Origin of the sequence: Streptomyces sp. SID14515 (assembly GCF_010548505.1) — a bacterium.
GTDB classification, from domain to species: Bacteria; Actinomycetota; Actinomycetes; order Streptomycetales; family Streptomycetaceae; genus Streptomyces; species Streptomyces caviscabies.
In genome coordinates, this window is sequence record NZ_JAAGMH010000053.1 from 86870 (window position 1) to 111432 (window position 24563).

Here is a 24563-nt window from a genome sequence, read left to right on the forward strand (position 1 = left end):
CTGTGCGACGGGCCGCGCCGTCGTCACCCCTCGCGCCGTGACCGCCAGAGCAGCCAGATGAAGTAGGGCGCTCCGATCACGGCGGTGAGCAGTCCGACCGGGATCTGCGCCGGAGCGATGATCGTCCGGCCGACCGTGTCGGACACGACCACCAGCAGCGCGCCGAGCAGCGCACTCAGCGGAACGACCCGCACATGACGACGGCCCACCAGGGCCCGTGCCGCGTGCGGGGCGACGAGGCCGACGAACCCGATCACGCCGACCGCCGCGACGGCACCCGCCGTCAGGAGGACGGCAAGGCTCAGCAGGCCCAGCCGGGTGGCCCCGATCCGTACGCCGAGCAGGGCGGGCGTCTCGTCGTCCAGCCCGATCAGGTCCAGTTCACGGCGCATCACCGCGAGGACGGGCAGGGCGACGACCAGGGCCACCAGCACCGGAATCAGCTCGGGGAACGTCCGCCCGTACGTCGACCCGCCGAGCCAGGCCAGCGCCTTCGTCTCGTTGTACGGGTCGGTGAGCACGATCAGCAGACTGACGAACGCGCCCGCGCCCGCCTGGACCCCGATGCCGATCAGCACCAGCCGGTTCTGCTCCAGACCACGCCGTGCGGCAAGACCGAACACCAGCCCCGCCGCGGCCGCCGCACCGGCCAGCGCGGAGCCGCTGATCAGCCAGAAGCTCGCCAGCGGTACGACGGTGAGAACGGCCACCGCCCCCACCCCGGCCCCGCTGACGACGCCGAGAACGCCCGGCTCCGCGAGCGGATTGCGCGACACCGCCTGGACGACGGCGCCCGCGACGGCCAGCGCCGCACCGGCCAGCAGGGCGGCGGCCACCCGGGGGACGCGCGTGTCGAGGATGTACGTGACCAACCGGCCGGAACGGCCGGTGAGCCAGTTGCCCACATCGCCCAGGAGCAGTGTCGCGTCGCCGAACAGCGTCGCCGCCACCACCGCGCCGAGCAGCGCCAGGACCGTCACCGTCAGGGCGAGGACGAACGCGCGCCGGCTGCGCAGCCGGGCGAACGCCGTAGAGCCGCTGTCCGAGCCCATGTCGCGCGACCGGTAGGCCAGGACGACCAGGACGAGCGCGCCGAAGCAGGTCGTGACGATGCCGGTGGGCACCTCGGCCCCCGCCTGGGCGCCGAACACCGCACGCAGCAGCACATCCGCGCCGAGCACCACGAGCACACCCGCGAGCGCCGACGCGGGGATGAACGCGCGGTGCCGGACCAGGCCCGGGATCCAGGTGCTGAGCAGCCGCACCACGGCGGGCGCGCACAGCCCGACGAAGCCGACCGGCCCCGCGACCGCCACCGACACCGCCGCCAGCAGCACCGCGAGGATCACCGCGACGCTGCGCGTCAGCCGGGGGCTCACCCCCACGACCGCCGCCCCGTCGTCGCCGAGGGCGAGGATGTCCAGCCGCCTGCCCAGCAGCATGAGCCCGGCGAACGCCAGGAGCGCGACCGGGGCCAGCCGGTCGATGGACTGCATGCCGATCTGGGCGAGCGAACCGTTGCCCCACGCGAACAGCCCGGTCGTCTGCTGGGAGCGCAGGAGCAGCAGCATCCCGCTCAGCCCGGACAGGGCGAGGGTGAGCGCCGAACCCGCCAGCACCAGCCGGATGGGCCCGGCCCCCGCCCGCGACAGACCGAGGACGACACCCGCCGCAAGCAGCCCGCCGAGGAACGCCGTGGCTCCGGCCGGCAGCGCGGGCAGCGTGATGCCGAACGCGGCGACCGCGACCACCGCGAGATACGCGCCCGCGTTCACGGCGAGCGTGTCGGGGGAGGCCAGCATGTTGCGCGACACCGACTGGAGGGCCGCGCCCGCCGCGCCGAGCGCGCAGCCGACGAGGAGCCCAGCGGCGAGCCGGGGCAGCCGGGAGTCCAGCACCACGGCGGCCGTCTGCTCGTGGGCTGTCCGGTCGGACGACGAGCCGGTCGCGAGCTGCCAGAGCGTGTGCAGATCGACGGCGGCGGTGCCCTGGCTCACGTGCACGACCGCGAGGGCCGCCAGGGCGAGGAGCCCCGCGAGCGCCAGCAGGAACATCCGGCCGCGACGGGCCGGCGGGCCGGCCGGCACCGGGGCGACGGCCCCGGCCGGACCGGCCGCGCCCGCCGCCGTCTTCACGGGGGCGGGCGGGGCGGTTGTGGTGCGTGTGCTCATCGTCAGTCGGTCAGCGCGCCGACGAGGGCGTCGATGTACTCGCGCATCGACGCGGTGCCGCCGAACATCCAGACGCCGTCGGGCAGCCGGTGGACCTCGTCGTTCTTGACGAACGGGAGGGACTTCCACACCGCGTTGTCCTTGAGGCCGTCGGCGAACGGGTCGCCGCCGTCGGAGTCGTTGGCGATGTACGCGAACTGCGCGTCGCCGATCTTCGTGAGGCCCTCGACATCGGTCGCGGCCAGGCCGTAGGCCTTGTCGCCCTTCAGCTTCCACGGGTCGACGAGCCCGAGTTCGGTGTTGACGTCGGAGAGCAGCGAGCCCTTGACGTACGGGCGGACCGAGACCTGGTTGCCCTCCTGCCAGCCGTCGGCGAACGCGACCTTCTCGCCGTCGAGACCGGCGTCCGCGAGCTTCTTCTTCCCGTCCGCGACCGCCTTGTGGAAGGAGTCGACCTCGGACTTGGCCTTGTCCTCGGTGCCGGTGGCTTCGGCGATGAGGTTGACGGTGTCGATCATCTGGTCGATCTGACGGCTCGCGTCGGCCGAGCGGACCACGACGACCGGGGCGGCCTTGGACAGCTGCGCGATGGCGGAGTCGGACAGGTCGGTCGTGGCGACGATGAGGTCGGGCTTGAGAGCGGCGACGGTGGCGACGCTGGGCTCGCCCCGGGTGCCTATGTCCTTGACGCCCTTGGTGAGCGGCGCGGCCTTGTCGTACGCGGTGTAGCCCTTGACGTCGGCCACACCGACCGGCTGGACGCCGAGGGTGACGAGCGTCTCGACGACGTTCCACTCGGTGCCGACGACGCGCTTGGCGGGCCCGTCGAGGGTGATCTTCTTGCCGCGGGAGTCGGTGACCGTCACCGCGCTGTCCCCGGCGGACTCCTTCTTCGGCGCCTCGGTGGTGCCGCAGGCCGTGAGGGCGAGCGCGGCCGCGGCGGCGAGGACGGGCCACGTCAGGTGCTGGTTCTTCATGAGGGTGTTCAGGGCCTTTCGGAGCGAAGGTGGTGGCGGCCGACCGCGCGGGTGCGTGGGATGCCGGTGGAGGAATCGGGTTCGACGTCGATGCGGATGCCGTAGGCGTCGCTGAGCCGCTCGGGGGCGTACACCTCGGCGGGCGTGCCGGCGGCGACGATCCGCCCGGACGCGAGCAGGACGACCTGGTCGGCCACGGCGGCGGCCTGGTCCAGGTCGTGCAGCACGACCCCGACGGTGACGCCGTGGGTGTCGGCCAGATCGCGGACGAGGTCGAGGATCTCCACCTGGTAGCGCAGGTCGAGATAGGTCGTCGGCTCGTCGAGAAGGAGTACGTCGGTGTCCTGGGCCAGGCAGCAGGCGAACCAGACGCGCTGCAACTGCCCGCCGGACAGGCTCTCCACCCCGCGGTCGGCGAACTCGGCGAGGTCGGTGACGGCCAGCGCGTGCTCGACCATCCGGGCCCCGTCCGGGTCGGACCCCCGGAGCCCGCCCCGGTACGGGTGCCGGCCGAATCCGACCACGTCGCGCACGCTGAGCCCGGCCGGCGCGTTCCGGCTCTGCGCGAGCAGGGTGACGCGGCGGGCGAAGTCGGAGCGCGACAGGGCGAGCGCGTCGACGGGCTCGGCGTCCTCGGCCTGGGCCGCCACGGTCACGGTGCCGGTACGGGCCTTGTGCAGCCGGGCCACGGCCCGCAACAGGGTGGACTTCCCGCTGCCGTTCGGCCCGATGAGTGCGGTGACGCGACCGCGCGGCAGCCGGAGGTCGGCCCTGTGCACGACGTCCGTACGGTCGTACGCGATCGTCAGGTCGCGGGCGTCCAGTCCGGCGTCGGGTTCGGGGTCCGCGAAGGACACGGCCGCGCCGGGACCGGCAGCGGCGGTCATGGCGGGGGCACCGGCAGCGGGCGCGGAGCGCCGACGCGGCGGTGGGTCTTCTCGGTCGAGGGCAGGAGCGATCACGCCGTGAGGTTAGCCTAGCCTAAGTTCTCCGGGTCAAGGGGGATCCGGAATCGTGTCCTCCGCGTGATCGTGGGCGGTCGGCCGACCGGTAGGTGTTCGCCTCCGGCGGTGGCGTCGGGAGGGGTGATCCGGTGTGAAAACCCTCGGACGGCGGTACTTTCCGGCCGAAGCGGCGGTTTGGTGCATCAAGGGACTCCGGCGTATTCGCAGGTCAGGCGGTCGTTTCGCATTGAACCGCCGAAGTCTGTCCATATGCTGGACGACTCGCGCGATGTGCCTGAGCTGCCCGAATGACCATTCGGTCGGGTCGAACACTCGTCTGCGGCTGGAAGCTGGCCGTCGATGTGCGCCTACTTTCCGCATGCGTAAGACTCCTGACCGCAATCAGGCACCCGACCAAGGAGTTTTCACCAATGCGACGCAACCCTCACGCCATCTTCGCAACCGTCACGGCGAGCGCCCTTCTGCTCGGCGGTTTCGCGGCCGCCACCGCGCAGGCCGCACCGGTGAAGGCGGAGAGCCTCTACGCACCCTCCGCGCTCGTCCTCACCGTCGCCCGGGGCGAGGACCCGCTGACCGCCACCGTGGAGCGGGCCGTCACGCTCAGCTGTGCCCCCACCGCCGAGGGAACGCACCCCACGCCCGCCGCGGCCTGCAAGGAACTGGCATCGGTCCAGGGCAAGTTCTCCGAACTGACCGCCGGCCCGTCGAACCGGACCTGTACCCGCCAGTGGGACCCGGTCGTGGTGACCGCGCACGGTGTCTGGCAGGGCAAGCCGGTCCAGTTCAGCACCACGTACGGCAACGCCTGCGAGATGGCGGGCAGCATGAACGACAACGCCGTCTTCGCCTTCTGATCCACTGATCCACCGGGGTGTGCCGACGCCCGAGTGACGGAGCACGACCCGTCCTCCTCCCCGCCCGAACGCGTCCGGCGACCCGCCCCACCCGGCGTGCCCCGCACACGCCCCCGTCCACGACGACCGGGAGCCACGCGGTCGCCCCAGCCGTTTCCGCCGCGGCCGGCAGCGACCCGCCCCGGTCGGTTGGCCCACCTCCGGCCGGTCGGCCGCGACCGGTCGGCTTCGTCAGTCGGAGGACTCCTGCGTCACCCGAGTGCCCGGATGGCGCAGCGAGATCAGGAACGCCACGGCCAACGCGATGGCCATCCCGTAGAACACCCACTGGTTCGCCTCGGCGAAGTCCATCCGGATCGCCGCCATCGAGTCCCGTACGGTCTCGGCCACCTGCCAGGAGCCGGACGGTCCCCGGGAGTCCGCGTGACCGGTCACCGACTGCGCGACGGACTCGGCGATGTCGTGCGCCTCCCCGTCGGGCAGGCCCTTGCTCCGCAGCGTCTCGTCCACCTTGGTGATCGTCGTATGGGTCAGCATGGTGCCGTAGACGGCAAGACCGATGCTGGCGGCGAAGTTGCGCACGGTCTGGGTGATGCCGGTGACCTCGCCGTACGAGGCGTCGATCGCCCGGTTCACCGCGTCCGTCGAGGCCGGCGCCAGCAGCAGTCCGATGCCCGCGCCCGCCATGGCCGCGTACAGCCATTGGTCGTGCATGGACAAGGACGTCAACTTCCCCGCCCACAGGGCGAACCCGACCGCACCGAGCGCCGTGCCGAGCTTCATCGCCGGACGCGCGCCACGCTTGTCGAGGATCCGGCCGCCCCACTGCGAGGCGAGTCCGAAGCCGATGAAGAAGTACAGGAGGTACAGCGCGGCCTGGTTCGGCGAGGCGCTCAGCGAGACCTGCGCGTACACGGAGGCGAAGAAGAACACCGGGACGAACGCCATCATGGCGAAGAACAGGACGGCGTTGTCGACGCGGAACGCCAGATCGCGGAAGACCCGCAGTTTGATCAACGGGAAGCGGGTGCGCAGCTCGAACCGGCAGAACACCGCCAGCACCAGCAGCCCGCCCGCGATACAGGCCCAGGTGGCGACGGAGTCCCAGCCCCAGGTCCCCGCCTGCTGCAGACCGAGCACCGTCAGCCCCATGCCGACGGCGACCATCGCCGCGCCGGGCAGGTCCAGCGGCTCGCGGCGGGCCCGGTCCGGGATATGGGCCAGCAGCGCCAGTACGACGGCGATGACGGCGATCGGGACGTTGACCCAGAAGATCGCCCGCCAGGTCCACGCGGTGAGCCAGCCGCCGAGCAGCGGCCCGACCGCGGTCAGCGCCCCGGACACCCCGAAGAACAGCGCCAGCGCCCGGCCCCGCCGCTCCACCGGGAAGACGGCGATCACCACGGCGAGCGCGGCGGGGAACATCAGTGCGGCGCCGATGCCCTGGACGGCCCGGAAGCCGATCAGCCAGGCCTGCGCGAAGTCCCCGGAGGGCACGGCGCCGCACAGCGCGGAGGCGATGACGAAGACCAGGGTGCCGATCAGCATCACGCGGCGGTGACCGAAGATGTCGGACAGCCTTCCGCCCAGGGCGAAGAAGGCGGCCAGCGTCAGCAGATAGGCATTGACGACCCACTGCATCTGCGAGGAGGTGAGCCCGAGTTCGTCGATGATGTCAGGGGCGGCGATCGCGACGATCGTCTGGTCGATGAACGTCATCGACACGGCGAACAGCATGGCCGCGAGAGCGAGGCCCTGATTCGGCGGGGTGCCCCGCCGGGCCGCCGTTCCCGGCTCCGATGACTTCGGACCGGGGGCGCCCTTGTCCGGGATGTCTCTGCCCATGCGTCCATGCTCCTCGGACTGCCGCAGTGCTGCATCCCGAGCCGCGAACGCGTCCCCGCCGCAGGGCGCATTCCAGGGGAGGGCGGGGAGGTCGCGCGCGCTACTTGCCCGCCGCGGATCCCGCGTACGGGAGCAGGGCCATCTCGCGGGCGTTCTTGATGGCCGCCGCCATCTGCCGCTGCTGCTGGGCGCTGATCCGGGTGACCCGCCGGCTGCGGATCTTTCCCCGGTCGGAGATGAACCTCCGCAGCAGATCGGTGTCCTTGTAGTCGATGTACGTGATCCTGGCGGCGTCCAGGGGGTTCGGCCGATTCTTGAGCGGCTTGCGGGGGTCCTGCTGACGGGCCATGAGTCTTCCTCGTGCTCGATGTGCTCGGATTGTTCGGTGAGTTGGGGTGATCGGTGGATCCGGTGTGCGGGTGATACGGGCCGGGTCGGTGGATCCGGTCAGTGGACCGGGTCCAGGAGCGCGTCGAAGGCGGCGGGCAGGCTCTTCCACGCCTCCCGCCCGGAGCCGTACTCCTCGTCCGTGAGCAGGCAGGAGTCCAGCAGCCCGGTCAGACCGTCGCGGTCGAGGCCGGGGGAGACGAAGACCAGGTGCTGACAGCAGTCGCCGTGCTCGGGGTGCCAGTCCAGCGCGGCGGCCGCCCGCCGGTAGGGCGGCACCATCGACCAGGCGGCGTCCGGGAGCGAGGCGAGCCAGGGGCCGGTGTTCTCCACGCAGAGCGCGCCGCCCGCCGCATCCCAGGAGAGCAGCGTGTCGGGCCGGTCCGCGAGCCAGAACCGGCCCCGGCTGCGGGCCGCCGCGCAGCTCAGGTCCTCCAGCGCGTCGAGGAGGCGCTCGGGATGGAAGGGCCGGTGCCGCCGCCACACGAGCGTGCCCACCCCGGCCTCCTCCGCCTCCTGCGGCAGCAGCGCACAGGCCGGGTGCTGGCCCGCGTCCGCCGCCTCCACGTCGAACCCCGCGAACGCGAGCCGGGCCAACTCCGCCGACCCGGCCGCCGCCTGACGGGCAGTCGGATGAAGCTGCCGGATCAGCGCGCGGTCCTCGTCGTCGGCCGCGGGGCTCGGCGCCACGGCCAGGACGGGCGCGTACTCCACCTGCCGGGCCCAGGTGTCGCCGATGGTTCGCCGGTCGCCCGGCGCCGCCGCGAGACCGGCCTCGGCCAGATCGTCGCCGTTGGAGAGGCAGGGCAGGACGAGGGTGGGGTCGACCGCCGCGAACACATTGGTCACCTCGGCGGCGGTGGTGTGCGCGGCGATCACCTCGGCCATGGACTTCGGCTCGACGGAGTCCCAGAGCTCCAGAACGGCGAGGCGGGTCACCCCGTCCCCGGCCAGCCGTTCGAGCTCGGGCACGAGGTCCTCGCGCAGCGCGCAGCAGGCGCATTCGTTGACCAGCGGCGTCTCGCCGGAGGCCAGCTCGCCCCCGGCGTCCCGCAGGGAGCGGCGGACCGTCCCGCCGGTGGCCGTCGCGAGGTCGTGATGGAGCGCGACGCTGTGCGGAACGTCCCGCAGCAGCCCTTCCACCACATCGCGGCGCGCCTCGGAGTGCAGACCGCAGACGATGACGACGGGCAGTTTCGCGCGGTGCTCGCTCACCGGGCCTCACCGCGTCCGTAACGGCGCTCGAATCGCTCCACGCGTCCGGCGGTGTCCAGGACGCGGGCGGTTCCGGTGTAGAAGGGGTGGCTCGCGGAGGAGATCTCCACGTCGACCACCGGGTAGGTGTTGCCGTCCTCCCAGTCGACGGTGCGGTCGCTGGTCATGGTCGAGCGGGTCAGGAACGCGAAGTCGGCGGCCTTGTCGCGGAAGACGACGGGGCCGTACGAGGGGTGGATTCCGGGCTTCATGGCGATGTCCTAGGGGTGTGCTTCAGGGTCGGGCTTCAGGGTCGGGCGTCGGGGGAGTGGGTGCTTCAGCGTTCCTCGCGGAAGTCGACATGGCGACGGGCGACCGGGTCGTACTTGCGCAGCACCATCCGGTCGGGGTCGTTCCGCCGGTTCTTGCGGGTGACGTAGGTGTAGCCGGTCCCCGCGGTGGAGCGGAGCTTGATGACCGGGCGTACTTCGTTGCGAGCCATGGGCGCTACTATATGGCAATGGTTTCCATTTTCAATAATGGATGCGTCGAAGGAGAGGTAGGTAACTTTCATGTCCGCCCACTGCCAACTGACCGGCTCGCAGCCGGGATTCGGCAACAACATCTCCCACTCGCACCGCCGGACATCCCGTCGGTTCGACCCGAATGTCCAGCGCAAGCGGTACTGGCTGCCGGGTGAGGGGCGGTATGTGCGCCTCACGCTTAGTGCCCGGGCGATCAAGACCATCGACACCATCGGCATCGAAGCCGCGGTCGCGCGCATCCGTGCGCGGGGAGGGAAGGTCTGATGGCGAAGAAGAGCAAGATCGCGCGGAACGACAGGCGTCGGGCGACCGTCGACCGCTACGCCGCCCGCAGGGCCGAGCTGAAGGAGATCATCCGCCGTCCCGGTACGCCGGAGCGCGAACGTGCCGCCGCCGTCGAGGAGTTGCGGCGTCAGCCGCGCGATGCCAGCGCCACCCGGGTCCGCAACCGGGACAGTGTCGACGGCAGGCCCCGGGGGTATCTGCGCAAGTTCGGCCTCTCCCGGGTCCGGATGCGCGAACAGGCCCACGCGGGATTTCTGCCAGGTGTGACCAAGTCCTCCTGGTAGCACCGGCCGCTTTCCCGGTGACGCCGGGCTGAGCGGGTGGAGGCCGGCGGGTGGTGGTGTGACGGGGTCCGCCACCGCTCGCCACCACCCGCGACCTCGCTCTCAGCGGCCGACCGGATCGGCGTGCGCTCCGTCCCCGGGGGTGAGGAGGGCGAGGTGGCCGCCGTCGTCCAGGGGCGTCGGGACGGTCAGGGTCGTGACCTGGGCCGCCCGGTCCGCGTCGAAGATATGGACCTCGCCGTGGCCGCCGCGGCTGACCGCGACCAGGCCGCCGCCGGGGGAGGCGGCGACGGCCCGCCGCTGCACACCGTCCCAGGGGGTGCCGCCGGGGCGGGGCGCGCCGGACATGGCGGGCAGGGGTAGCCGCGCGCCCACCGCCGGGCGGGAACCGGCGACCGGGGGCGCGGTGAGCAGGATGAGTTCGTCGCCGTCCGGGTGGACCCGGGTGTACGCGATGTGGCGTGCGGTCACCGCGAGCCGGAAGACCAGCCCCGGGCCCAGGTCCAGCCGGCCCGTGACGCCCGTGTCGAGGTCGTGCCACCAGGCGTCGTTGGACCAGTCGGGCCACTGCCCGGGGTCACCCGAACCGCCGCGCACGCAGGACCAGAGCCTGCGCCGTACGGGGTCGAGCCGCAGGTAGTAGCCGCGCCCGCCGGACCTCCCGTCGGCGGACCAGGGCAGCGGGGCCTCGGGCGCGAGGTCGTCCCCCTTCCGCAGTGCGCGATGCACCCCCGAGCCGGCGGCGGCGAACACCCGCCCGGTGAGCGGGTCGTGGGCATCGCCATGTCCGTCGTCGTCCGGCAGGGCGATCCGCCGGACCGGGGTCGCCGGTGGGCAGGCGGGGGCTGAGCGCATCAGGTCGCGGTGCCGGTGGACCAGGAGTTCGCCGGGCTCCCGGTGGCGCAGCACCACGAGCGGGGACGGTCCGCCGAGGACCGTGACCCCCGGCTCGCCGGTGCGCCCCCGTACGCGTACGGCGACGGCCCCGTCCGGTGCGTCGAGGTCGACGGCGGTCAGAAGTCCCGTCCAGGCCTCCTCGTTACGGCCGAGGCCGGTGGTCACCGCGAGGTGTCGGCCGTCCGGATCCGCCGCCAGGTGCTCGGCGGGGACCGCGACCGGTATCCGCCGCCGGACCAGCGGCCGGCCCGCGCCGGGGGCGTAGGGGTCGAGGACCAGCAGCTCGCCCGCCCGGTCGTCCACGCAAGCGGTGAGGTCGCCCGGCAGGGCGAGGAACCCCGCGTGCTCGGCGAGGTGCCGGTGGTTCAGCTCCGCCCGCTCCGTGCCGTCCGGAAGGTCCAACAGGCTGATCCGCCCGGCGACATGGTCGGAGACCAGGAGGCGCGGCGGCGTCCGGGGCGAGGGGTGAGGGGTGCGGGTGTGGGGGTGGGTGTGGGCACGGGGGTGAGGCATGGCGAACTCCTGGCATCGGCGGGAACCCTGCTGGCTTTATTGGAAATGATAATCATGTGTAAGGTTTCGGTTTGTGGCGGGGATGCTCCCGGGGCTCCGCCGCCACTGCCGCATCCCCGGGACCACACAGGAACGTTGAGGGACCGCCGATGCCACGAACCGCGCTGAGAGTCCGACGCTGGGCCGCGATCGCCGTACTGGGCGGCCTGCTGGCCGGCTGCGGGACCGAGAACGCCGACACCGGGAAACCGGCTGCGGCGGCCGGTGCCGAAGCCCGTACGAGCACGGAGGTGCGGCCCATCGAGGCCGCCACCCGGATCACCGACGCCAAGGGCGTCACGGTCTCGCTGCCCAAGCCGCCGGAGAAGATCGTCTGCCTGGTCGCCCTCTGCGACGACATACTCGTCGAGCTGGGCCTGACCCCCACGGCCACCAACTCCCAGGTGCTGGCGCATCCGAAGTTCCTGGGCGAGGCGAAGGCCGCGAAGGTGCCGGTCGTGCCCGGCGGCTTCCTCAGCCCCGAGGTCGAGGCGATCCTGTCCCACCGCCCCGACCTGGTGATCGGCCTGGAGGACACGCACGGCAAGCTGGCCCCCGCGCTGAAGGGCGCCACGACCTTCTGGCCCGTCCAGCCCGGATCCTGGCAGGACAGCGTCGGCTACCTGCGGGACCTCGCCGCGCTCACCGGCCGCACCGCACAGGGCGAGCGGGCGGAGAAGGCCTTCCGCAACCGCCTGGCGGAGGCGGAGAAGCGGAAGAGCGACAAGACCGCGCTGATCGTCTACGGCAGCGACGAGAACTTCGGTGTGGCCACCCCGGAGACCGATGTGGCGGCCGGACTGTTCCCGAAGATCTCCCACTACCCCTGGAAGAGCCGAGGCGTCGAGGGCAGTTACAGCCTGGAGGAGATCCTCGCCCGGGACGTCGACGTCCTGTTCGTGGAGACCCTGTCCTTCGGCGCCCCGGACGGCAAGCTCTCCGACAAGCTGGCGAAGAACCCGCTCTGGTCACGCATCCCCGCCGTGAAGAACGGCAAGGTCATCGAGGTCGACTCCGAGGTATGGGCCAAGGGGCGCGGCACCCGGTCCCTGGGCGTCGTCCTCGACGAGGCGACGGCCGCACTGCGGTGAGGCGTCCGCCCGTCGCGCTGCTCTGCCTGGGCGCGGTGGCCCTGGCGAGCGCCGTCTGCGCGCTCAGCCTCGGCACACCGTACGTCCCGCCCGGCAGGCTCCCGGCCACGCTGGGGTCCGACGGGCTCGCGGGGCTCGTCGTCACCGAACTGCGGCTGCCCCGCATGGTGCTGGCGCTGCTCGCCGGCGCCTGCCTGGGAGCGGCGGGCCTCGTCCTCCAGGAGGCCCTGCGCAACCCGCTGGCCGTGCCGGAGATGCTGGGGGTCTCCTCCGGCGCCGCCCTGGGCGTCGCGGCCCCGCTGGTCCTGGCCCTGTCCGTGCCGCTCGGGCTGCAGCCGTTCCTCGCCCTGGCCGGGGCGGCGCTCGGCGGCCTGCTCACCCTGGTCGCCGCCGGATTCGGGCGGAGCCCCTCGGCCGTCCTGCTGACCGGAGCCGCCGTCGCGGCCGCGCTCCAGGCGGGACTGCTGGTGCTGATGGTCATGGCCGACCAGCTCGACCTCCAGCTCATCTACCGCTATCTGCTGGGCAGTCTGTCCGCCCGCACCTGGGACGACGTCACCGGTCTGCTGCCCTGGCTCGCCGTGGCCGTCCCGGCGCTGGTGCTGTGCGTGCCGGTGCTCGGGGTGCTGCGGCTGGGCGACGACGACGCCCGTGCGCTGGGCGTACGGGTCGAACGGGCGCGGGTGGCCGCGCTGGGCATCGCCGTCGTCCTCATCGCCCCCGTCGTCGCGGTCTGCGGTCCGGTGGCCTGGGTCGGCTTCCTCGCCCCGCACCTCGCCCGCCGCCTCCGCCCGGACGGCGGCGCGGCCGGGTGGCTCGTCCGGTCGGCGGTGTGCGGCGCGATCGTCGTGCTGTGCGCCGATCAGCCGGCCCGGCTGGCACTCGCCCCGGTCGAGACGCCCGTCGGCGCCTGGACCGCCCTGGTCGGGGTGCCGGTCGGGGTGGTGCTGCTGAAGCGGGGGAGGCGGCCGGCCCGGGACCGGGGGGCCGTGGTCCTGTCCGCGCCGGGGAGTTCGCCGGTGTCGGGTGGTTCGCCGTTGCCGGACGGCCCGCCGGTGTCGGACAACCCGCCGGTGTCGGACGGCCCGCCCGTATCGGCGAGTCCGTCCGTACCGAGGGGCCCGTCCGCACCGGGGGGCCCGTCCGTACCGAGGGGCCCGTCCGCACCGGGGGGCCCGCCGGACGTCCCCGCTCCCGTCCTGCGGAAGGCGGAACGATGACTCTGCTCGATGTCGTGCCCGGACCGGCCCGACGCGCTCTGCGCGCACCGGGCATCCGGATGGGCGGCCTGGCGGTGCTCGTCGCGCTGGTCGCCTGCGCGGATCTGTTCGCCGGCCGGGGCGTCACCCCCGACGGCGTACGGGCCGTGCTGCTCGGGGTCGGCGACGACCCCACCGCCGAGCACATCGTGCTCCAACTGCGTCTGCCGCGGCTACTGGTGGCGCTGGTCGCCGGGGCCTGCCTCGGAGTGGCCGGGCTGGTGCTCCAGTCGGCCCTGCGCAACCCGCTGGCCGGACCCGAGGTCACCGGCGTCACCCCTGGTGCGGTGCTCGGCGCGGTGGCCGCGACCGGCCTCGGCCTCGCGGGCTGGGAGTCCCCCACGGCCGTGGTCGTGGCGGCCTGCCTCGGCGGCTTCGCCGGAGCGGGGCTGCTGTGGCTGCTCGCCGGGCGGGACCGGGGCGACCCGGAGCAGACCGCTGTCTACGGGGTCCTCGTGTCGGCGGTGCTCGCCGGGCTCACCGCCGTGGTCCTCCTGGTGGCTCCCGGTGAACTCGGCAGCGTCGTCCAGTGGTTGATCGGCTCCACCGAGGGCCGCGTGTGGCAGCACTGGAATCTGCTCTGGCCGTGGGCCGCCTTCTGGGGTGCGGCGGCCTGGCTGCTCGCCGGACCGCTGACCCTGCTGCGCTGCGGCGACGAACAGGCCGCTGCGGCGGGTCTGGCCACCGGCCGGGGCCGGGGAGCGGCACTCGTGTGCGCGGTGGCACTGACGGCCGGCGCCGTATCGGCGGTGGGTGCGCTCGGCTTCGTAGGACTGCTGGTGCCCCATCTGGCGCTGGCCGTGTTCGGCGCGGACCTGCGCATCACGCTCCCGGGCACCGCGCTGCTCGGTGCGGCGGTGGTGTGCGGGGCGGACGCCGCCGCCCAACTGCTGTCCCGGCTGCTGGCCACCGCGTGGGAAGCGGACCGGCTGACCCTTCCGGTCGGCGCACTGACCACCTTCGTGGGGGCGGGGCTGCTGATGGTCGTGGCACGGCGACGGGCGGACGAGCGATGACGGCGAGCAGCGAGGCGCGGACGCGGCAGGACGACGTGGACATGGACATGGACGTGCACGTGCGCGTGGGCGTGGGCGGAACAGGGGTGCAGCGATGAGGAGGGCGGCATGCCGGAAGGCCTGACAGAACAAGTGGACACAAGCCCGGGGGAGGTGACCGGTCCGGGTGTGGAGTCCGGTGTGGAGCCCGGTCCGGATGTGGTGCGGGCGGAAGGGCTGGCCTTCGGCTACCCGGGACGCATGGTGCTGCGCGGAGTGGACCTGAGTATCCGTGCCGGCGAACTGGTCGCCCTGATCGGTCTCAACGGATGCGGCAAGAGCACCTTCCTCAAACTCGCCGCAGGGCTTCTCGCCCCGAGCGGCGGCCGCGTCCTGCTCGAAGGCGACGACGTGGCCCGACTGCCCCGCCGCACCGCCGCCCGACGTGTCGCCCTGCTCCACCAATCGGCTCCGAACGTGCCTGGTTTGACGGTACGTCAACTAGTGCGGCAAGGGCGTTATGCGGCCCGGGGGCCGCTGGGGATGCTGCGGGAGGGCGACGATGAGGTGACGTCCAGGGCGCTCGCGGACGTCGGTGTCACCGCCTGGGCCGACCGGCCGGTGGACGCGCTGTCGGGGGGTGAGCGCCAACGGGTCCGGCTGGCCATGGCGCTGGCCCAGGACGCCCGCGTGCTCTTCCTCGACGAGCCGACGACGTATCTCGATCTGCGGCATCAGCTGGAGGTGCTCCAGACGGTCGTACGGCTGCGCGCGGAGCGCCGGTTGACGGTGGTGATGGTGCTGCATGACCTGAACCACGCCGCCCGGTTCGCCGACCGGATCGTCGCGCTGCGCGAGGGTCGTGTCGCCGCCGACGGGCCCCCGGCCGAGGTGGTCACGCGGCAGCTGCTGGCCGAAGTCCTGGGCGTGGACGGCCGGGTGGGGATCGACAGCGAGGGTGGCTGGCCCGTCTGTTACCCAGATCACCCTCTCGAACCGCTCCAGCTATTGCGGAATGAAAATCATATTCATTAGTGTCTGTGCTGCGGCACGCACCAACGCACCAACGCCGTGACTCACACTCATCCGATCCGACCGAATGGAGACTCCAACTCATGGAGAACAACAAGGTGTTCAGCCCGATCGCCGACCAGGGCCAGCTCGCCCACCTGTCCGCCACCCACTCGAACGCCCTCGTCGAGAACCCCTTCGACGACGCCGTCGAGGCCGACACCGCGGGCGAGAAGTGAGCGAAGCCTGCCGCTGACGGCAGGTTTCCCCGCGTAGCGCGGGGGCGGGCCCGCCCGGTGACACCCCGGGCGGGCCCGCCCCGTTCACCCCGCTGCCCCCGCTGCCTCTGTTCTGCCGGAACATCCCGCACCCTCGTCCCTCACCCCGTATTCCGCACCGGAGGATTCCGTGACCCGCAGTCGACTCGCTCCCGGCACCGGGATCGTCACCGCCCCCGGAGCCGGTCCCGTGCTCCGGACCTCCGGAGGGGAGTTCCTGCGCATCGACACCGGCGGTGTCGACACCGACGCCCTGGTGCGCCGGCTGGTGGGGGAGGATGCACCGGACGAAGGCCCGCAGGCTGCCCAACTCGCGGTGCTTGTAGAGGCGTTCGAGGAGGGTGGACACGCGGTGTCCAGCCCGTCCCGAGCCCCGCTCGCCGGTTGTGCCGTCCACGTCCTGGGCGACCCCGTACTCACCGGTCCGCTGGCGCGCTGCGCCCGGGCGGAAGGGGCCGAGGTCCACCGGGCCACCCCGGACCGCGTGGCGGAAATCGCCCGCGTGGCGACCGCGGACCACCGCGCCGAGGAACGCGTCGCCGTGGTGTGGTGCCTCGACTCGCCCGTACCCGAAGGGCTTTGGGACGCGGCGGACCGGTTGCCCGGACAACGCATCGCCTGGCTGCGGTGCCACCGCGAGGGTGCTCACGTGTGGACCGAACCGCTCGCCGCGACTCCGGGTGACGTCACCTCCCGGCATGTCCGCCTCCGTAGACTCGCGGCCACCGCCGCCCATCGCGAACTCGCCGCGTACTGGGCCGGACACCGCACACCCGACACCGGACCGCACCCGACCGAGGCCTCCGCCGCCCTGATCGCCGCGCTCCTCACCGCCGATCTGATCGCCTGGGCCGAAGCCGCAGTCGGACCGAGCGGGTCTCCCGGACTCCCGTCCCGCCGTCGGCTGCGCCGGATCGACCTGCGCGACCTCACCGTCACCGAGCACCCCGTACTCCCCGTCCCGGACGTGGGACCTCTGCCCGCACCCACACCGGTGAAGACGCGCGCCGAGGCCGGAACCGCGAAGGCGCGCCGGTGAACACCCGTACCGTGTACGTCCTCACGCCGGACGGCACCGCGCTCGCCACCGACGTATGCCTCCCGGACGGGACCCGCCCCCGCCCCGCCGTCGTGATCAGAACCCCTTACGGGCGCGATGCCCACCGCGCCGAGCTGCGCGGCTGGGCGGCCCATGGATTCGCCGCCCTCGCCCAGGACGTACGCGGCCGCCACGGCTCACCGGGGGAGTGGCACCCGTACCGGAGCCACGAGGAGACGGACGGCGCGGCCACCGTCGCCTGGGTGCGCGCACAGGCGTGGAGCAACGGGGAAGTCGTCGCCGTAGGCGCTTCCTACGCCGCGCACTGCGCGCTCGTCACCGCCCTGGCCACGGCCGACGACGCGCTCCCAGCTGCCTCCGACGGGGACGGGTCTCGCCCCGACGGTGTCCCCGATGCCGTCATCGCCGCCGTCCCCGCGCTCGGACTCACCGAGACGGCGCGCGAGCCCGGGGGCCCGGAGCGGCTGTGGGCCCGGGCCGGTTGGTGGGCGGCCCACGGCGACCGTCGTGACTCCGACCCGGACGCGCTGGACCGCGCCCTGGCGGATGACCCGCGACTGCTCGAACATCTCCCGATCACCCGTCTGGCGGAGCGGCTGGCCGAGGGCCTGGGGCGCCGACTGCCGTCCTGGCCCCGGCTCTGGGCCGACCGCGGCCGGGGTCGGCTCGTCGCACGGGGTTCCGCCACCCGCCTTCCGCTGCTCGCCGTCGGCGGCACCCGTGACCCCTTCGCCGAGGACACCGTGGCCCTCTGGCACGCGTGGGGCGGCCCGGCCCGGCTGCTGCTCGGGCCCTGGGGCCACCGCCTCACCGCCGACCCGGCCGCCCCGGCCCGGGCTCGCGTCAACCTCGGTGCGCTGTACGTACGGTGGGCCCGCGCCGCGCTCGCCGGCCACCTGGAGCCGACGCGGCACGGGGTCATCGCCCTCGGCGACAGTGGCCGCTGGCACAGCACGCGGGCGCGGAGCGCTCCCCGGCCTCCGTCGCCGGACAGCCACCGCGACCGCCGCACGGTCACCACCGATGCCGCGGCCCGCGCCTCGGCCGCAGCCGAAGCCGCAGTCACCGTACGCGTCCTGCCCGCCGTACCTGCCCCGCCTCCGGACACCGTCACCTGGCCCTTCGACTCGCCCACCGGTCTACGGCTGCTCCACGGAGCCGAGTTCAGCGCCGACCCGGACCGCCCCGTGCGCTCCGACGACCTCGCCGTCCCGACCGGCGGCGACCGTGCCGACCGCTGTCTGCTCCTCTCGCCGCCGCTGCCGCGCCCGCTCGACCTGGCGGGAGCCGCCGCCGCCCGGATCAACGTCACGGCCGACACGCCCTGTGCCGACTGGGCCGTACGCCTGACCGCGCTCGACCCGTCCGGCCGCGCGGATCCGCTCGCCTTCGGCATCGTCCGGCGTACCGGCCCGCCCGGCGAAGCCGCGGACATCACCGTGCCGCTCGGCACGCTGGGCCGCCGGCTGGCCGCCGGGACCCGGTTGCGGGCCGAGATCGCCGGACACCACTTCCCCGCCCACGCCCGTAACCCGCACACCGGCGAGGACCCGGTCACGGCCACCCGGCTCGTCCCGTCCCGTCGCACCGTGAACCCCCGGGGCAGCGCCCTCCACCTGCCCGTCGTCGCCCGACGCCGCTACGTCGAGCCCGTACCGGAGATATGCCGTTGACCAGCGCCCTGCCCATCGAAGCCCTCGTCGATCCCGTCACCGGGATCATCCGGGACGTCGCGCCCGTCGAGCACCCCACCGGTGCGCCTCCCCGCTACACCGCGATGACCGCGGACGTCGCCGACGCCCGCCGTCTGGGCGCCTGGCCCGCCGACCGGGTCTCGCTCGGCACGACGTTCGGCGACCCCCGGGGCGCGTGGATCGCCGCGGTGGCCGAGGCCGTCGAGCGCTACTGCGGCAACCGCCTCCCGCCGCCCGGCCACCCTCAGGAGCCACGGCGGGCCACCGCCGCCGAACTGACCGCCGAGGGCCACCGCCTGTACGGGCCCGGCGCTCTGCCGAGTTACGCACCCTGGCAGTACGGCCGGCCGGGATTCCCGTACGCCGAACTCACCCCCGACACACCGGCGCTGTGGACCCGGGCCGTCGAGGACGGGGAGCCGTGCTGGGCGCCCGTCGCGCTGACTCACCTCAACTGGCGTCAGGGCGAGCTGCGTTCGCTGCCGCGCACCCACCACCTCAACTACGCCGGTATCGCCACCGGGCAGGGCCTCGACGACGCCGTCGAGCGCGGGCTCCTCGAAGTCGTCGAACGCGACGCGCTGGAGCTGTGGTGGCACCTGGACGGACCCACCCGGGGCATCGACCCGGCGAGTGTTCCCGGGCTCACCGAGGACCTGGCCGGCTGCGGTCTGGACGTGCACATCGTGGAGATGCCCTCCGAGTTCGCCCCTTGTGTGGCGGCCCTCGTGCACGATCCCGGGCGCGGCATCCACGCGGCGGGGTTCGCCTGCCGGTACGACCCGGCGGAGGCGGCCCGCAAGGCGGTCCTGGAGGCCGTGCACACGTGGGTGTTCACCCAGGGCGCGGTGGACGCCGACGGCTGGGTGTACCGGGCGGTGGAAGCCGGCATGCTGGCCCGCGGTCTCTACCTCGATCACCGCGCAGACCGACGCTATCTCGACGACTGCGGGCCCGAGTTCGCCGCCGTACGGGACCTCGGCGCCCATGTCCAGGTCTGGCTGGACGACCGGATGGCCCCGCTCGCCCGCCGGTTCACCGAACCCGCCCTGGGCGTCGTCCCCGTCACCGAGATCGTCCCCGGCAGCCGGACCACGCTGGACGCGACGCTCGCCGCCGGAGGGCACCGGGTGATCACCGCGGACCTCACCACGGAGGACGTCGCCGAGACCACGCTGCGCGTCGCCCGCGTCCTGGTCTCCGGCCTGATCCCCAACGCCCCTGCGGCCTTCGGCTACTTCGGCTGCCCGCGCTTCGCGGACGCGGCGCTGGCCCGGGGCTGGCGGTCCCGGCCCCCGACCGACCCGGCGGACTTCACGCTCGCCCCGCCGCCGCACATGTGAAGGATGCCGCCACCATGCCCGACACACCGGACCGAACTGCTGCGCCTGCTTCCGGAGCAGACGTTGCACAGCCCACCGCACCCGCTTCGGCGGAACGTGCCGCACGGCCTGACGCGCCCAAGCCCGGGGTGGGCGCCGAACTGCCCGACGCGCCTGCTGCCGGGGTGGGTGCCGTGGGGCCCGCGGGGCTGACTCTTGGGCGGCCTGATGTGTCTCCGGTCGTCCCTGTGGCCGGACGGGCTCCGGCAGGGCCTGCCGTGCCTGCCTCGGGGGTGCGCGCCGTGGAGCCCGCCGGGCCCGCTCCCGGACTGTCCGATGTGTCTCCGGTCGTCCTCGTGGCCGGACCGGTTCCGGCAGTGACCACCGTGCCTACCTCGGGGAAGCGCGCTATGCGGCTTGCCGGGTCCGTTCCCGAGAAGTCCGATGTGTCACCGGTCCTCCCCGTGGCCGGACCGGCTCCGGCAGTGACCACCGTGCCCGCCTCGGGTGTGCGCGCCGTGCGGCTTGCCGGGTCCGCTCCCGGACCGTCTGACGTGTCACCTGCCGCTCGCGTCACCGGTGGCCCGACCCCCGCGCCGCCCGACGCCCGCACTTCCGCGCGAGCCCCGGGGCCGGCTTCCGGTAGCGATGGCGCTCCCTCGGCTCGACCCGAGCGCCCCGACGCACCGGGCTTCCTGCGCCAGGCGCTTGCGGATGCCCGGTCTTCGCGTGTTCCGGCTCTTTCTCCGTACGTTCCGGAGCGCCCGTTCCCCTGGAAGGGCCCGGGGCTGCCCGTGGCCGGGACCGGATCCGCAGCCGCAGGTTCCATCGACCTCGACTCCGACCTCGACTCCGACCTCGACTCCGACCTCGACCTCGATCGCGTACTGCGGCTGTCCCTGGCCGGGCCCACCGGAACACCCGGCAGGCTCCGTCCCGTTCCCTCTGCGGGCGCCCTCCACCCGGTGCGTGCGCACCTGTTGCTCGGGCCGGGGTGCTCGCTGCCGCCCGGAGGTTACGCCTACGACCCGCGCACCCATCGCGTCCACCCGCGCGGTCCCGCCCCCGCCGACGCGCCCCCGGGCGCCCTCGTCGTCCTCACCGTGGCCGTGTCCCGCACCGTCGCCCACTACGGTCACCGGGCCTGGCCGCTGCTGCTCCTGGACACGGGCCATGCAGCCGCCGCCCTGGCGCTCGCCGCGTCCCCGGCCCTCGACGTCCGGGTCTGCCTCGACGCGGACGGCGCCCTGCTGTCCGCCGCCGCCGGGCTGCCCCGCTCTCCGGACTGGCAGCACGCCTGGCCCGGCACCGAGCCGGAACTGCCCTTCGCGGTAGTCGAGTTGGTGCATCCGGGCAGCGGTGCTCCGGACCCCGAAGGGCTGTTGAGCGTTTGGGCCACCCTGCCCCGGGCCGGGGCCCCTGCGCCGCGACCCGGCGCCGATACCGCCCCGCCCCGCGAACTCGCCGCCGCACGGCACCTGCTGGACCACATCGCCCGGGCCCCCGAACTGCCCGGCGGCACCTGGCACCCGGCCGCGCGCCCGAAGCCGGTGACCGACGACGTCCTGGAGGCGCGCCGAAGTGCCCCGCCCGCCGACCTGAACCACCCGCCCGGCAAAGACCTGCTCGCCTGGATCCTGGCCACCGCGCAGACAGCGCACCCCGCCGGTCCCGCCTGGACCGCAGCGGTCGGCGGCCCCGCCCCGGCCCTGTACGCATCGGCCCCCGGCCGCCACGGCCTCGACGTCCGCGCCTCCGGCGACGCGCGCCCCACCCTCGCCCACTGGGCCGCGCGCCAGCAGTGGGTCGGCACCGCGGGCGCGGTACTCCTCGCCCACGGCTGCCCCGAGGACGCGCCACCGGCCGTCGTTCGCAGCAGCCACCTCATCGCCGGATACGCGGCCGGCGCCGCCCAAGCCCACGCCGCCGCGCTGGGCCTGCGCTCACGCCCCATCGGCTCCTGGCAGCAGGCCGACCTGGGCGCGGCGCTCGGCGACACCCCCGGACGCGACTGGATCGTGCACGGCCTGGCCCTGGGCGGCGCCCCGACACCCGCGAGCACACCGCAGCCCGCCCCACCTTCGTAATCCCCGATCACCGTAGCCCGTAGCCCGTAGTCCGAAGCCAGTCCCGGCCTCGGCAGTCCAGAGCCCGTCAACGACCGAAACCCGACGTCAGCCACCCGGACCCCAGACACACCCGACCCCGTCACCCCGACGGTCCCGCCCGGCGAGGAAGAACGCCCATGATGCTCCACCCCGAACTCCTGCGCGCAGCGAACACCGCGCGCCGCCCGCTCGGCCTCGCCACCGCACTGCTCGCGGCGGTCGCCGCCACCCACCTCGCCCAGGCCGTCCTGCTCGCCCTCGTGCTCTCCCGGATCGCGCAGGGAGAGACCGCAGCCCTGGCCCCGCTGCTCACGGCCGTCATCGCCGTCGTCCTGGTACGCGCCGCCCTCGGCCGCGCCCAGCGCCTGATCGCCGTCACGGCGGGAGCCACCGTACGGGTCGGGCTCCGCGACGCCCTGCTGCGACGGCTCGGGGCACTCGGCCCCACCGCGATCACCGGGGCGCGGGCCGGAGCCGTGCGCGCCACGCTGGTGGACGGCGTCGAGGGCGTCGACGCGTACATCTCGCGCTATCTGCCCCAACTCCTCATCACGTGCGCCGTTCCGCCGCTGCTCCTCGTCGCCGTCGCGCTCGTCGAGCCGTACGCCGCCCTCGCCCTCGGCCCCGCCCTGCTGCTCGCCCTCTTCGGGCCGCGCTGGTGGGACCGGCTGCTCGCCCGGCGCGGCAAGGAGCACTGGGACTCCTACGAAGCCCTCGCCGCCGACTACCTGGAGGCTCTCCAGGGGATGCCGACCCTGCGCACCGCCGGAGCCGTGGGCCGCGTACGGGAACGGCTGGAGCGGCGGTCGGACGCCCTGCACCGGGCCACCGTCGCCAAACTCCGGGTCTCGCTCGTCGACACGGGCCTCACCGACCTCGCCGTTCAGGGCGGCACGGTCGTCGCCGTACTCGTGGCGTGCTCCTCGGCCGCCACCGGCCGTACCGCCGCCACCGGCACCTATCTCCTGCTCCTCCTCGCCTCCGAATGCTTCCGCCCCGTCCGCGACCTCTCCCGCGAGTGGCACGCGGGCTACCTCGGGGTGTCGGCGGCCGACGGCATCGCCGGACTGCGCACCGCCGAAGCCGCCGTGCCGGACCATGGAACCGTGGCCGCCACCTGGACGAACGCACCCGAAATCCGTTTCGAGGACGTGCACTTCACCCACCCGGGCAGCACCCGCCCCGCGCTCGACGGCGTCAGCTTCACCGCCGCCCCCGGGCGCACCACAGCCGTCGTCGGGCCCTCCGGGGCCGGCAAGTCGACCCTGGTGAGCCTGTTGCTGCGGCAACGGGACCCGGACCGGGGGCGGCTCACCGTCGCCGGGACGGACACCGCCGCGTACACCCTCGCCTCGCTGCGCCGGGGCATCGCCGTGGTCTCGCAGGAGACCTACCTCTTCCACGCCACGATCGCGGAGAACCTGCGCATCGCCCGCCCGGCCGCCACGGACGAACAACTGCGCGCCGCCGCCCGCACCGCCGGGATCGACCAGGAGATCGCCCGGCTGCCGGACGGTTACGCCACCCTCGTCGGCGAACGTGGCGCCACGCTCTCCGGCGGACAGCGCCAACGGCTCGCCCTCGCCCGGGCGTTGCTGGCCGACGCGCCCGTCCTGATCCTGGACGAGGCCACCAGCGCGGTCGACGAGCGCGGCCAGACGCGCATCGTCCGGGAACTGACGGCGGCCGGCCGTGGCCGCACCTGTGTCGTCGTCGCCCACCGGCTCGACGCCGTACGCCACGCCGACCACATCGTCGTCCTCGACGCGGGCCGAGTCGCAGCGGCGGGCGACCACACCACCCTGCTCGCGGGCGGCGGCGTCTACGCCTCGCTCGTCGCCGCCGGGCGCACCGCACACGAGGAGCGCGCCGCATGAACCCGACACAGGCTCCCACCCCACCGACCGGCGCCCTCCGCTCGCTCCTCCCGGTCCTCGGCGCGCACCGCGCCACCGTGCTGCGCACCTGCCTGGCCGCCCTCGTCGACCAGGCGGCCCTGGTCGCCCTCGTCACGCTCGCCGCGTACACGGTGGGCACCGCCGTCACCGAGCACCGCCCACCCGCCCCCGGGACCGTCGCCGTCCTGGCCGGACTCGTCCTGCTCCGGGCCCTCGCCACCTGGCGCGAGATGGACCTCTCGCACGACCTCGCCTACCGGGTCCTCGCCGAACTGCGCGTCCGGGTCTTCGACGGGCTGGCCCGCAGCGCGCCCGCCCGGATCGCCGGCCGGCGCAGCGGCGACCTCGCGGCCACCGCGCTCGGGGACGTCGAGGCGCTGGAGTTCTTCTACGCCCACGCCATCGCCCAACTCCTCGCATCCGGCGTGGTCTTCGCGGTGTCGGCCGCCGTGCTGGCGGCCCTCGGCCCCTGGCTGCTGCTCGCCGTCGTGCCCGCCGCGCTGCTCCTGATTTGGTCGCCGCTGTTCGAAGCGCGCGGGCGGGCCGAGCGCGGGGCCCGGACCCGGAGCGCGCTCGCCGAGGTCTCGTCCGAGACCGTGGAGAGCGTCGACGGGCTGCGCGAGCTCCTGATGGCGGGGGCGCTGAACCGCAGGCGGGCCCGCCTCCGGTCCGCCGGGCGTCGGCTCGCCCGCGCTCAGCGTGCCGAACAGTCGTGGGAGACCGGCGCGGGCGCGGCCCGCGATCTGCTGGTCGTCGCCGCCGTCATCGGGGTCGTGGCCGCCGCCGCTCACGCCGCGTCCGCCGGACGCCTGGACGGGGCCTGGGCCCCGGCCGCGATGGCCCTCGCCCTGGGCGCCCTCGCCCCGGTCGCCGAATCGGCGGCGGCACTCG

General features: G+C 73.9%; 23 protein-coding genes. 14 read left to right on the forward strand and 9 right to left on the reverse strand.

The genetic code is table 11. From position 1 onward, the window contains the following. Positions 1-23: 23 nt before the first annotated feature. From G3I54_RS10175 to G3I54_RS10185, 3 genes are read right to left on the reverse strand one after another with little or no spacing between them, the layout of a single operon-like run. Positions 24-2171, reverse strand: coding sequence for an iron ABC transporter permease (locus G3I54_RS10175; protein ID WP_164613271.1), 2148 nt, complete (start codon positions 2169-2171; stop codon positions 24-26). 2 nt (positions 2172-2173) lie between these two features. Then, complete coding sequence (locus G3I54_RS10180; RefSeq protein WP_164613273.1) at positions 2174-3148, reverse strand: iron-siderophore ABC transporter substrate-binding protein; 975 nt, start codon at positions 3146-3148, stop codon at positions 2174-2176. An 8-nt stretch (positions 3149-3156) separates the two neighbouring features. Continuing rightward, positions 3157-4110: an ABC transporter ATP-binding protein gene (locus tag G3I54_RS10185; RefSeq protein ID WP_343240302.1), complete on the reverse strand. Its 954-nt coding sequence runs from the start codon at positions 4108-4110 to the stop codon at positions 3157-3159. Between the two features lie 413 nt (positions 4111-4523). On the opposite strand from G3I54_RS10185, the gene G3I54_RS10190 reads away from it, so the two are divergent. Then, positions 4524-4967 carry a subtilase-type protease inhibitor gene (locus G3I54_RS10190; protein WP_164613277.1) on the forward strand — a complete coding sequence of 148 codons (444 nt, stop codon included), beginning with the start codon at positions 4524-4526 and terminating at the stop codon, positions 4965-4967. Between the two features lie 231 nt (positions 4968-5198). On the opposite strand, the gene G3I54_RS10195 is transcribed toward G3I54_RS10190, so the two are convergent. The 5 genes from G3I54_RS10195 to rpmG form a co-directional block, all read right to left on the reverse strand. Then, a complete protein-coding gene (locus tag G3I54_RS10195) occupies positions 5199-6812 on the reverse strand; it encodes an MFS transporter (RefSeq protein WP_164613279.1) in 1614 nt (537 codons plus the stop codon). A 100-nt stretch (positions 6813-6912) separates the two neighbouring features. After that, entirely contained in the window at positions 6913-7161 is a 249-nt protein-coding gene (gene rpsR, locus G3I54_RS10200; RefSeq protein WP_164613281.1) for a 30S ribosomal protein S18, read from the reverse strand. A gap of 98 nt (positions 7162-7259) precedes the next feature. After that, positions 7260-8414, reverse strand: a complete 1155-nt coding sequence (locus G3I54_RS10205) for a GTP-binding protein (RefSeq protein WP_164613283.1) — start codon at positions 8412-8414, stop codon at positions 7260-7262. Further along, a complete protein-coding gene (locus tag G3I54_RS10210; RefSeq protein ID WP_164613285.1) occupies positions 8411-8665 on the reverse strand; it encodes a type B 50S ribosomal protein L31 in 255 nt (84 codons plus the stop codon). The genes G3I54_RS10205 and G3I54_RS10210 overlap by 4 nt, the downstream gene beginning before the upstream one ends. 65 nt (positions 8666-8730) lie before the next feature. Next, a complete protein-coding gene (gene rpmG, locus G3I54_RS10215) occupies positions 8731-8895 on the reverse strand; it encodes a 50S ribosomal protein L33 (RefSeq protein WP_003964410.1) in 165 nt (54 codons plus the stop codon). Between the two features lie 70 nt (positions 8896-8965). On the opposite strand from rpmG, the gene rpmB reads away from it, so the two are divergent. Together rpmB and rpsN are read left to right on the forward strand one after the other, a co-directional pair. Next, positions 8966-9202, forward strand: coding sequence for a 50S ribosomal protein L28 (rpmB, locus tag G3I54_RS10220; protein WP_164613287.1), 237 nt, complete (start codon positions 8966-8968; stop codon positions 9200-9202). Continuing rightward, positions 9202-9507, forward strand: a complete 306-nt coding sequence (rpsN, locus tag G3I54_RS10225; RefSeq protein WP_164613289.1) for a 30S ribosomal protein S14 — start codon at positions 9202-9204, stop codon at positions 9505-9507. The genes rpmB and rpsN overlap by 1 nt, the downstream gene beginning before the upstream one ends. 102 nt (positions 9508-9609) lie before the next feature. Here the strand turns inward: rpsN and G3I54_RS10230 are convergent, their stop codons facing one another. Then, a complete protein-coding gene (locus G3I54_RS10230; RefSeq protein WP_164613291.1) occupies positions 9610-10917 on the reverse strand; it encodes a hypothetical protein in 1308 nt (435 codons plus the stop codon). 149 nt (positions 10918-11066) lie between these two features. On the opposite strand from G3I54_RS10230, the gene G3I54_RS10235 reads away from it, so the two are divergent. The 11 genes from G3I54_RS10235 to G3I54_RS10280 form a co-directional block, all read left to right on the forward strand. After that, positions 11067-12047 carry an ABC transporter substrate-binding protein gene (locus G3I54_RS10235; protein ID WP_164613294.1) on the forward strand — a complete coding sequence of 327 codons (981 nt, stop codon included), beginning with the start codon at positions 11067-11069 and terminating at the stop codon, positions 12045-12047. Then, positions 12044-13267: an iron chelate uptake ABC transporter family permease subunit gene (locus G3I54_RS10240; RefSeq protein ID WP_343240303.1), complete on the forward strand. Its 1224-nt coding sequence runs from the start codon at positions 12044-12046 to the stop codon at positions 13265-13267. Before G3I54_RS10235 ends, G3I54_RS10240 begins: the two co-directional genes overlap by 4 nt. Continuing rightward, complete coding sequence (locus G3I54_RS10245; RefSeq protein WP_164613296.1) at positions 13264-14322, forward strand: iron ABC transporter permease; 1059 nt, start codon at positions 13264-13266, stop codon at positions 14320-14322. Before G3I54_RS10240 ends, G3I54_RS10245 begins: the two co-directional genes overlap by 4 nt. Positions 14323-14562: 240 nt before the next feature. Next, positions 14563-15336, forward strand: a complete 774-nt coding sequence (locus tag G3I54_RS10250) for an ABC transporter ATP-binding protein (RefSeq protein ID WP_239144319.1) — start codon at positions 14563-14565, stop codon at positions 15334-15336. 80 nt (positions 15337-15416) lie between these two features. After that, a complete protein-coding gene (gene amiA / locus G3I54_RS39980) occupies positions 15417-15551 on the forward strand; it encodes a streptamidine family RiPP (RefSeq protein WP_240805756.1) in 135 nt (44 codons plus the stop codon). 169 nt (positions 15552-15720) lie between these two features. Further along, positions 15721-16629, forward strand: a complete 909-nt coding sequence (locus G3I54_RS10255) for a hypothetical protein (protein WP_164613298.1) — start codon at positions 15721-15723, stop codon at positions 16627-16629. Then, positions 16626-18323 (forward strand): CocE/NonD family hydrolase, encoded by a 1698-nt coding sequence (locus G3I54_RS10260; RefSeq protein WP_164613300.1) that lies wholly within the window; start codon positions 16626-16628, stop codon positions 18321-18323. The genes G3I54_RS10255 and G3I54_RS10260 overlap by 4 nt, the downstream gene beginning before the upstream one ends. Further along, entirely contained in the window at positions 18320-19687 is a 1368-nt protein-coding gene (locus G3I54_RS10265) for a YcaO-like family protein (RefSeq protein ID WP_164613310.1), read from the forward strand. The genes G3I54_RS10260 and G3I54_RS10265 overlap by 4 nt, the downstream gene beginning before the upstream one ends. 674 nt (positions 19688-20361) lie before the next feature. Further along, on the forward strand, positions 20362-21753 hold the full coding sequence (locus G3I54_RS10270; protein ID WP_164613312.1) for a nitroreductase: 1392 nt from the start codon (positions 20362-20364) through the stop codon (positions 21751-21753). 158 nt (positions 21754-21911) lie between these two features. Then, positions 21912-23651, forward strand: coding sequence for an ATP-binding cassette domain-containing protein (locus G3I54_RS10275; protein ID WP_164613302.1), 1740 nt, complete (start codon positions 21912-21914; stop codon positions 23649-23651). Further along, on the forward strand, positions 23648-24563 hold a 916-nt coding region (locus G3I54_RS10280; protein WP_275407943.1), incomplete at its 3' end, for an ABC transporter transmembrane domain-containing protein. The genes G3I54_RS10275 and G3I54_RS10280, both read left to right, overlap by 4 nt.

Excerpts from the sequence above, each read along its gene's own strand:
- G3I54_RS10175 (WP_164613271.1), bottom strand. The coding sequence starts at position 2,171 with ATGAGCACACGCACCACAACCGCCCCGCCCGCCCCCGTGAAGACGGCG.
- G3I54_RS10180 (WP_164613273.1), bottom strand. The coding sequence starts at position 3,148 with ATGAAGAACCAGCACCTGACGTGGCCCGTCCTCGCCGCCGCGGCCGCG.
- G3I54_RS10190 (WP_164613277.1), top strand. The coding sequence starts at position 4,524 with ATGCGACGCAACCCTCACGCCATCTTCGCAACCGTCACGGCGAGCGCC.
- G3I54_RS10195 (WP_164613279.1), bottom strand. The coding sequence starts at position 6,812 with ATGGGCAGAGACATCCCGGACAAGGGCGCCCCCGGTCCGAAGTCATCG.
- rpsR (WP_164613281.1), bottom strand. The coding sequence starts at position 7,161 with ATGGCCCGTCAGCAGGACCCCCGCAAGCCGCTCAAGAATCGGCCGAAC.
- G3I54_RS10210 (WP_164613285.1), bottom strand. The coding sequence starts at position 8,665 with ATGAAGCCCGGAATCCACCCCTCGTACGGCCCCGTCGTCTTCCGCGAC.
- rpmG (WP_003964410.1), bottom strand. The coding sequence starts at position 8,895 with ATGGCTCGCAACGAAGTACGCCCGGTCATCAAGCTCCGCTCCACCGCG.
- rpmB (WP_164613287.1), top strand. The coding sequence starts at position 8,966 with ATGTCCGCCCACTGCCAACTGACCGGCTCGCAGCCGGGATTCGGCAAC.
- rpsN (WP_164613289.1), top strand. The coding sequence starts at position 9,202 with ATGGCGAAGAAGAGCAAGATCGCGCGGAACGACAGGCGTCGGGCGACC.
- G3I54_RS10230 (WP_164613291.1), bottom strand. The coding sequence starts at position 10,917 with ATGCCTCACCCCCGTGCCCACACCCACCCCCACACCCGCACCCCTCAC.
- G3I54_RS10235 (WP_164613294.1), top strand. The coding sequence starts at position 11,067 with ATGCCACGAACCGCGCTGAGAGTCCGACGCTGGGCCGCGATCGCCGTA.
- G3I54_RS10245 (WP_164613296.1), top strand. The coding sequence starts at position 13,264 with ATGACTCTGCTCGATGTCGTGCCCGGACCGGCCCGACGCGCTCTGCGC.
- G3I54_RS10250 (WP_239144319.1), top strand. The coding sequence starts at position 14,563 with ATGGTGCTGCGCGGAGTGGACCTGAGTATCCGTGCCGGCGAACTGGTC.
- amiA (WP_240805756.1), top strand. The coding sequence starts at position 15,417 with ATGGAGAACAACAAGGTGTTCAGCCCGATCGCCGACCAGGGCCAGCTC.
- G3I54_RS10275 (WP_164613302.1), top strand. The coding sequence starts at position 21,912 with ATGATGCTCCACCCCGAACTCCTGCGCGCAGCGAACACCGCGCGCCGC.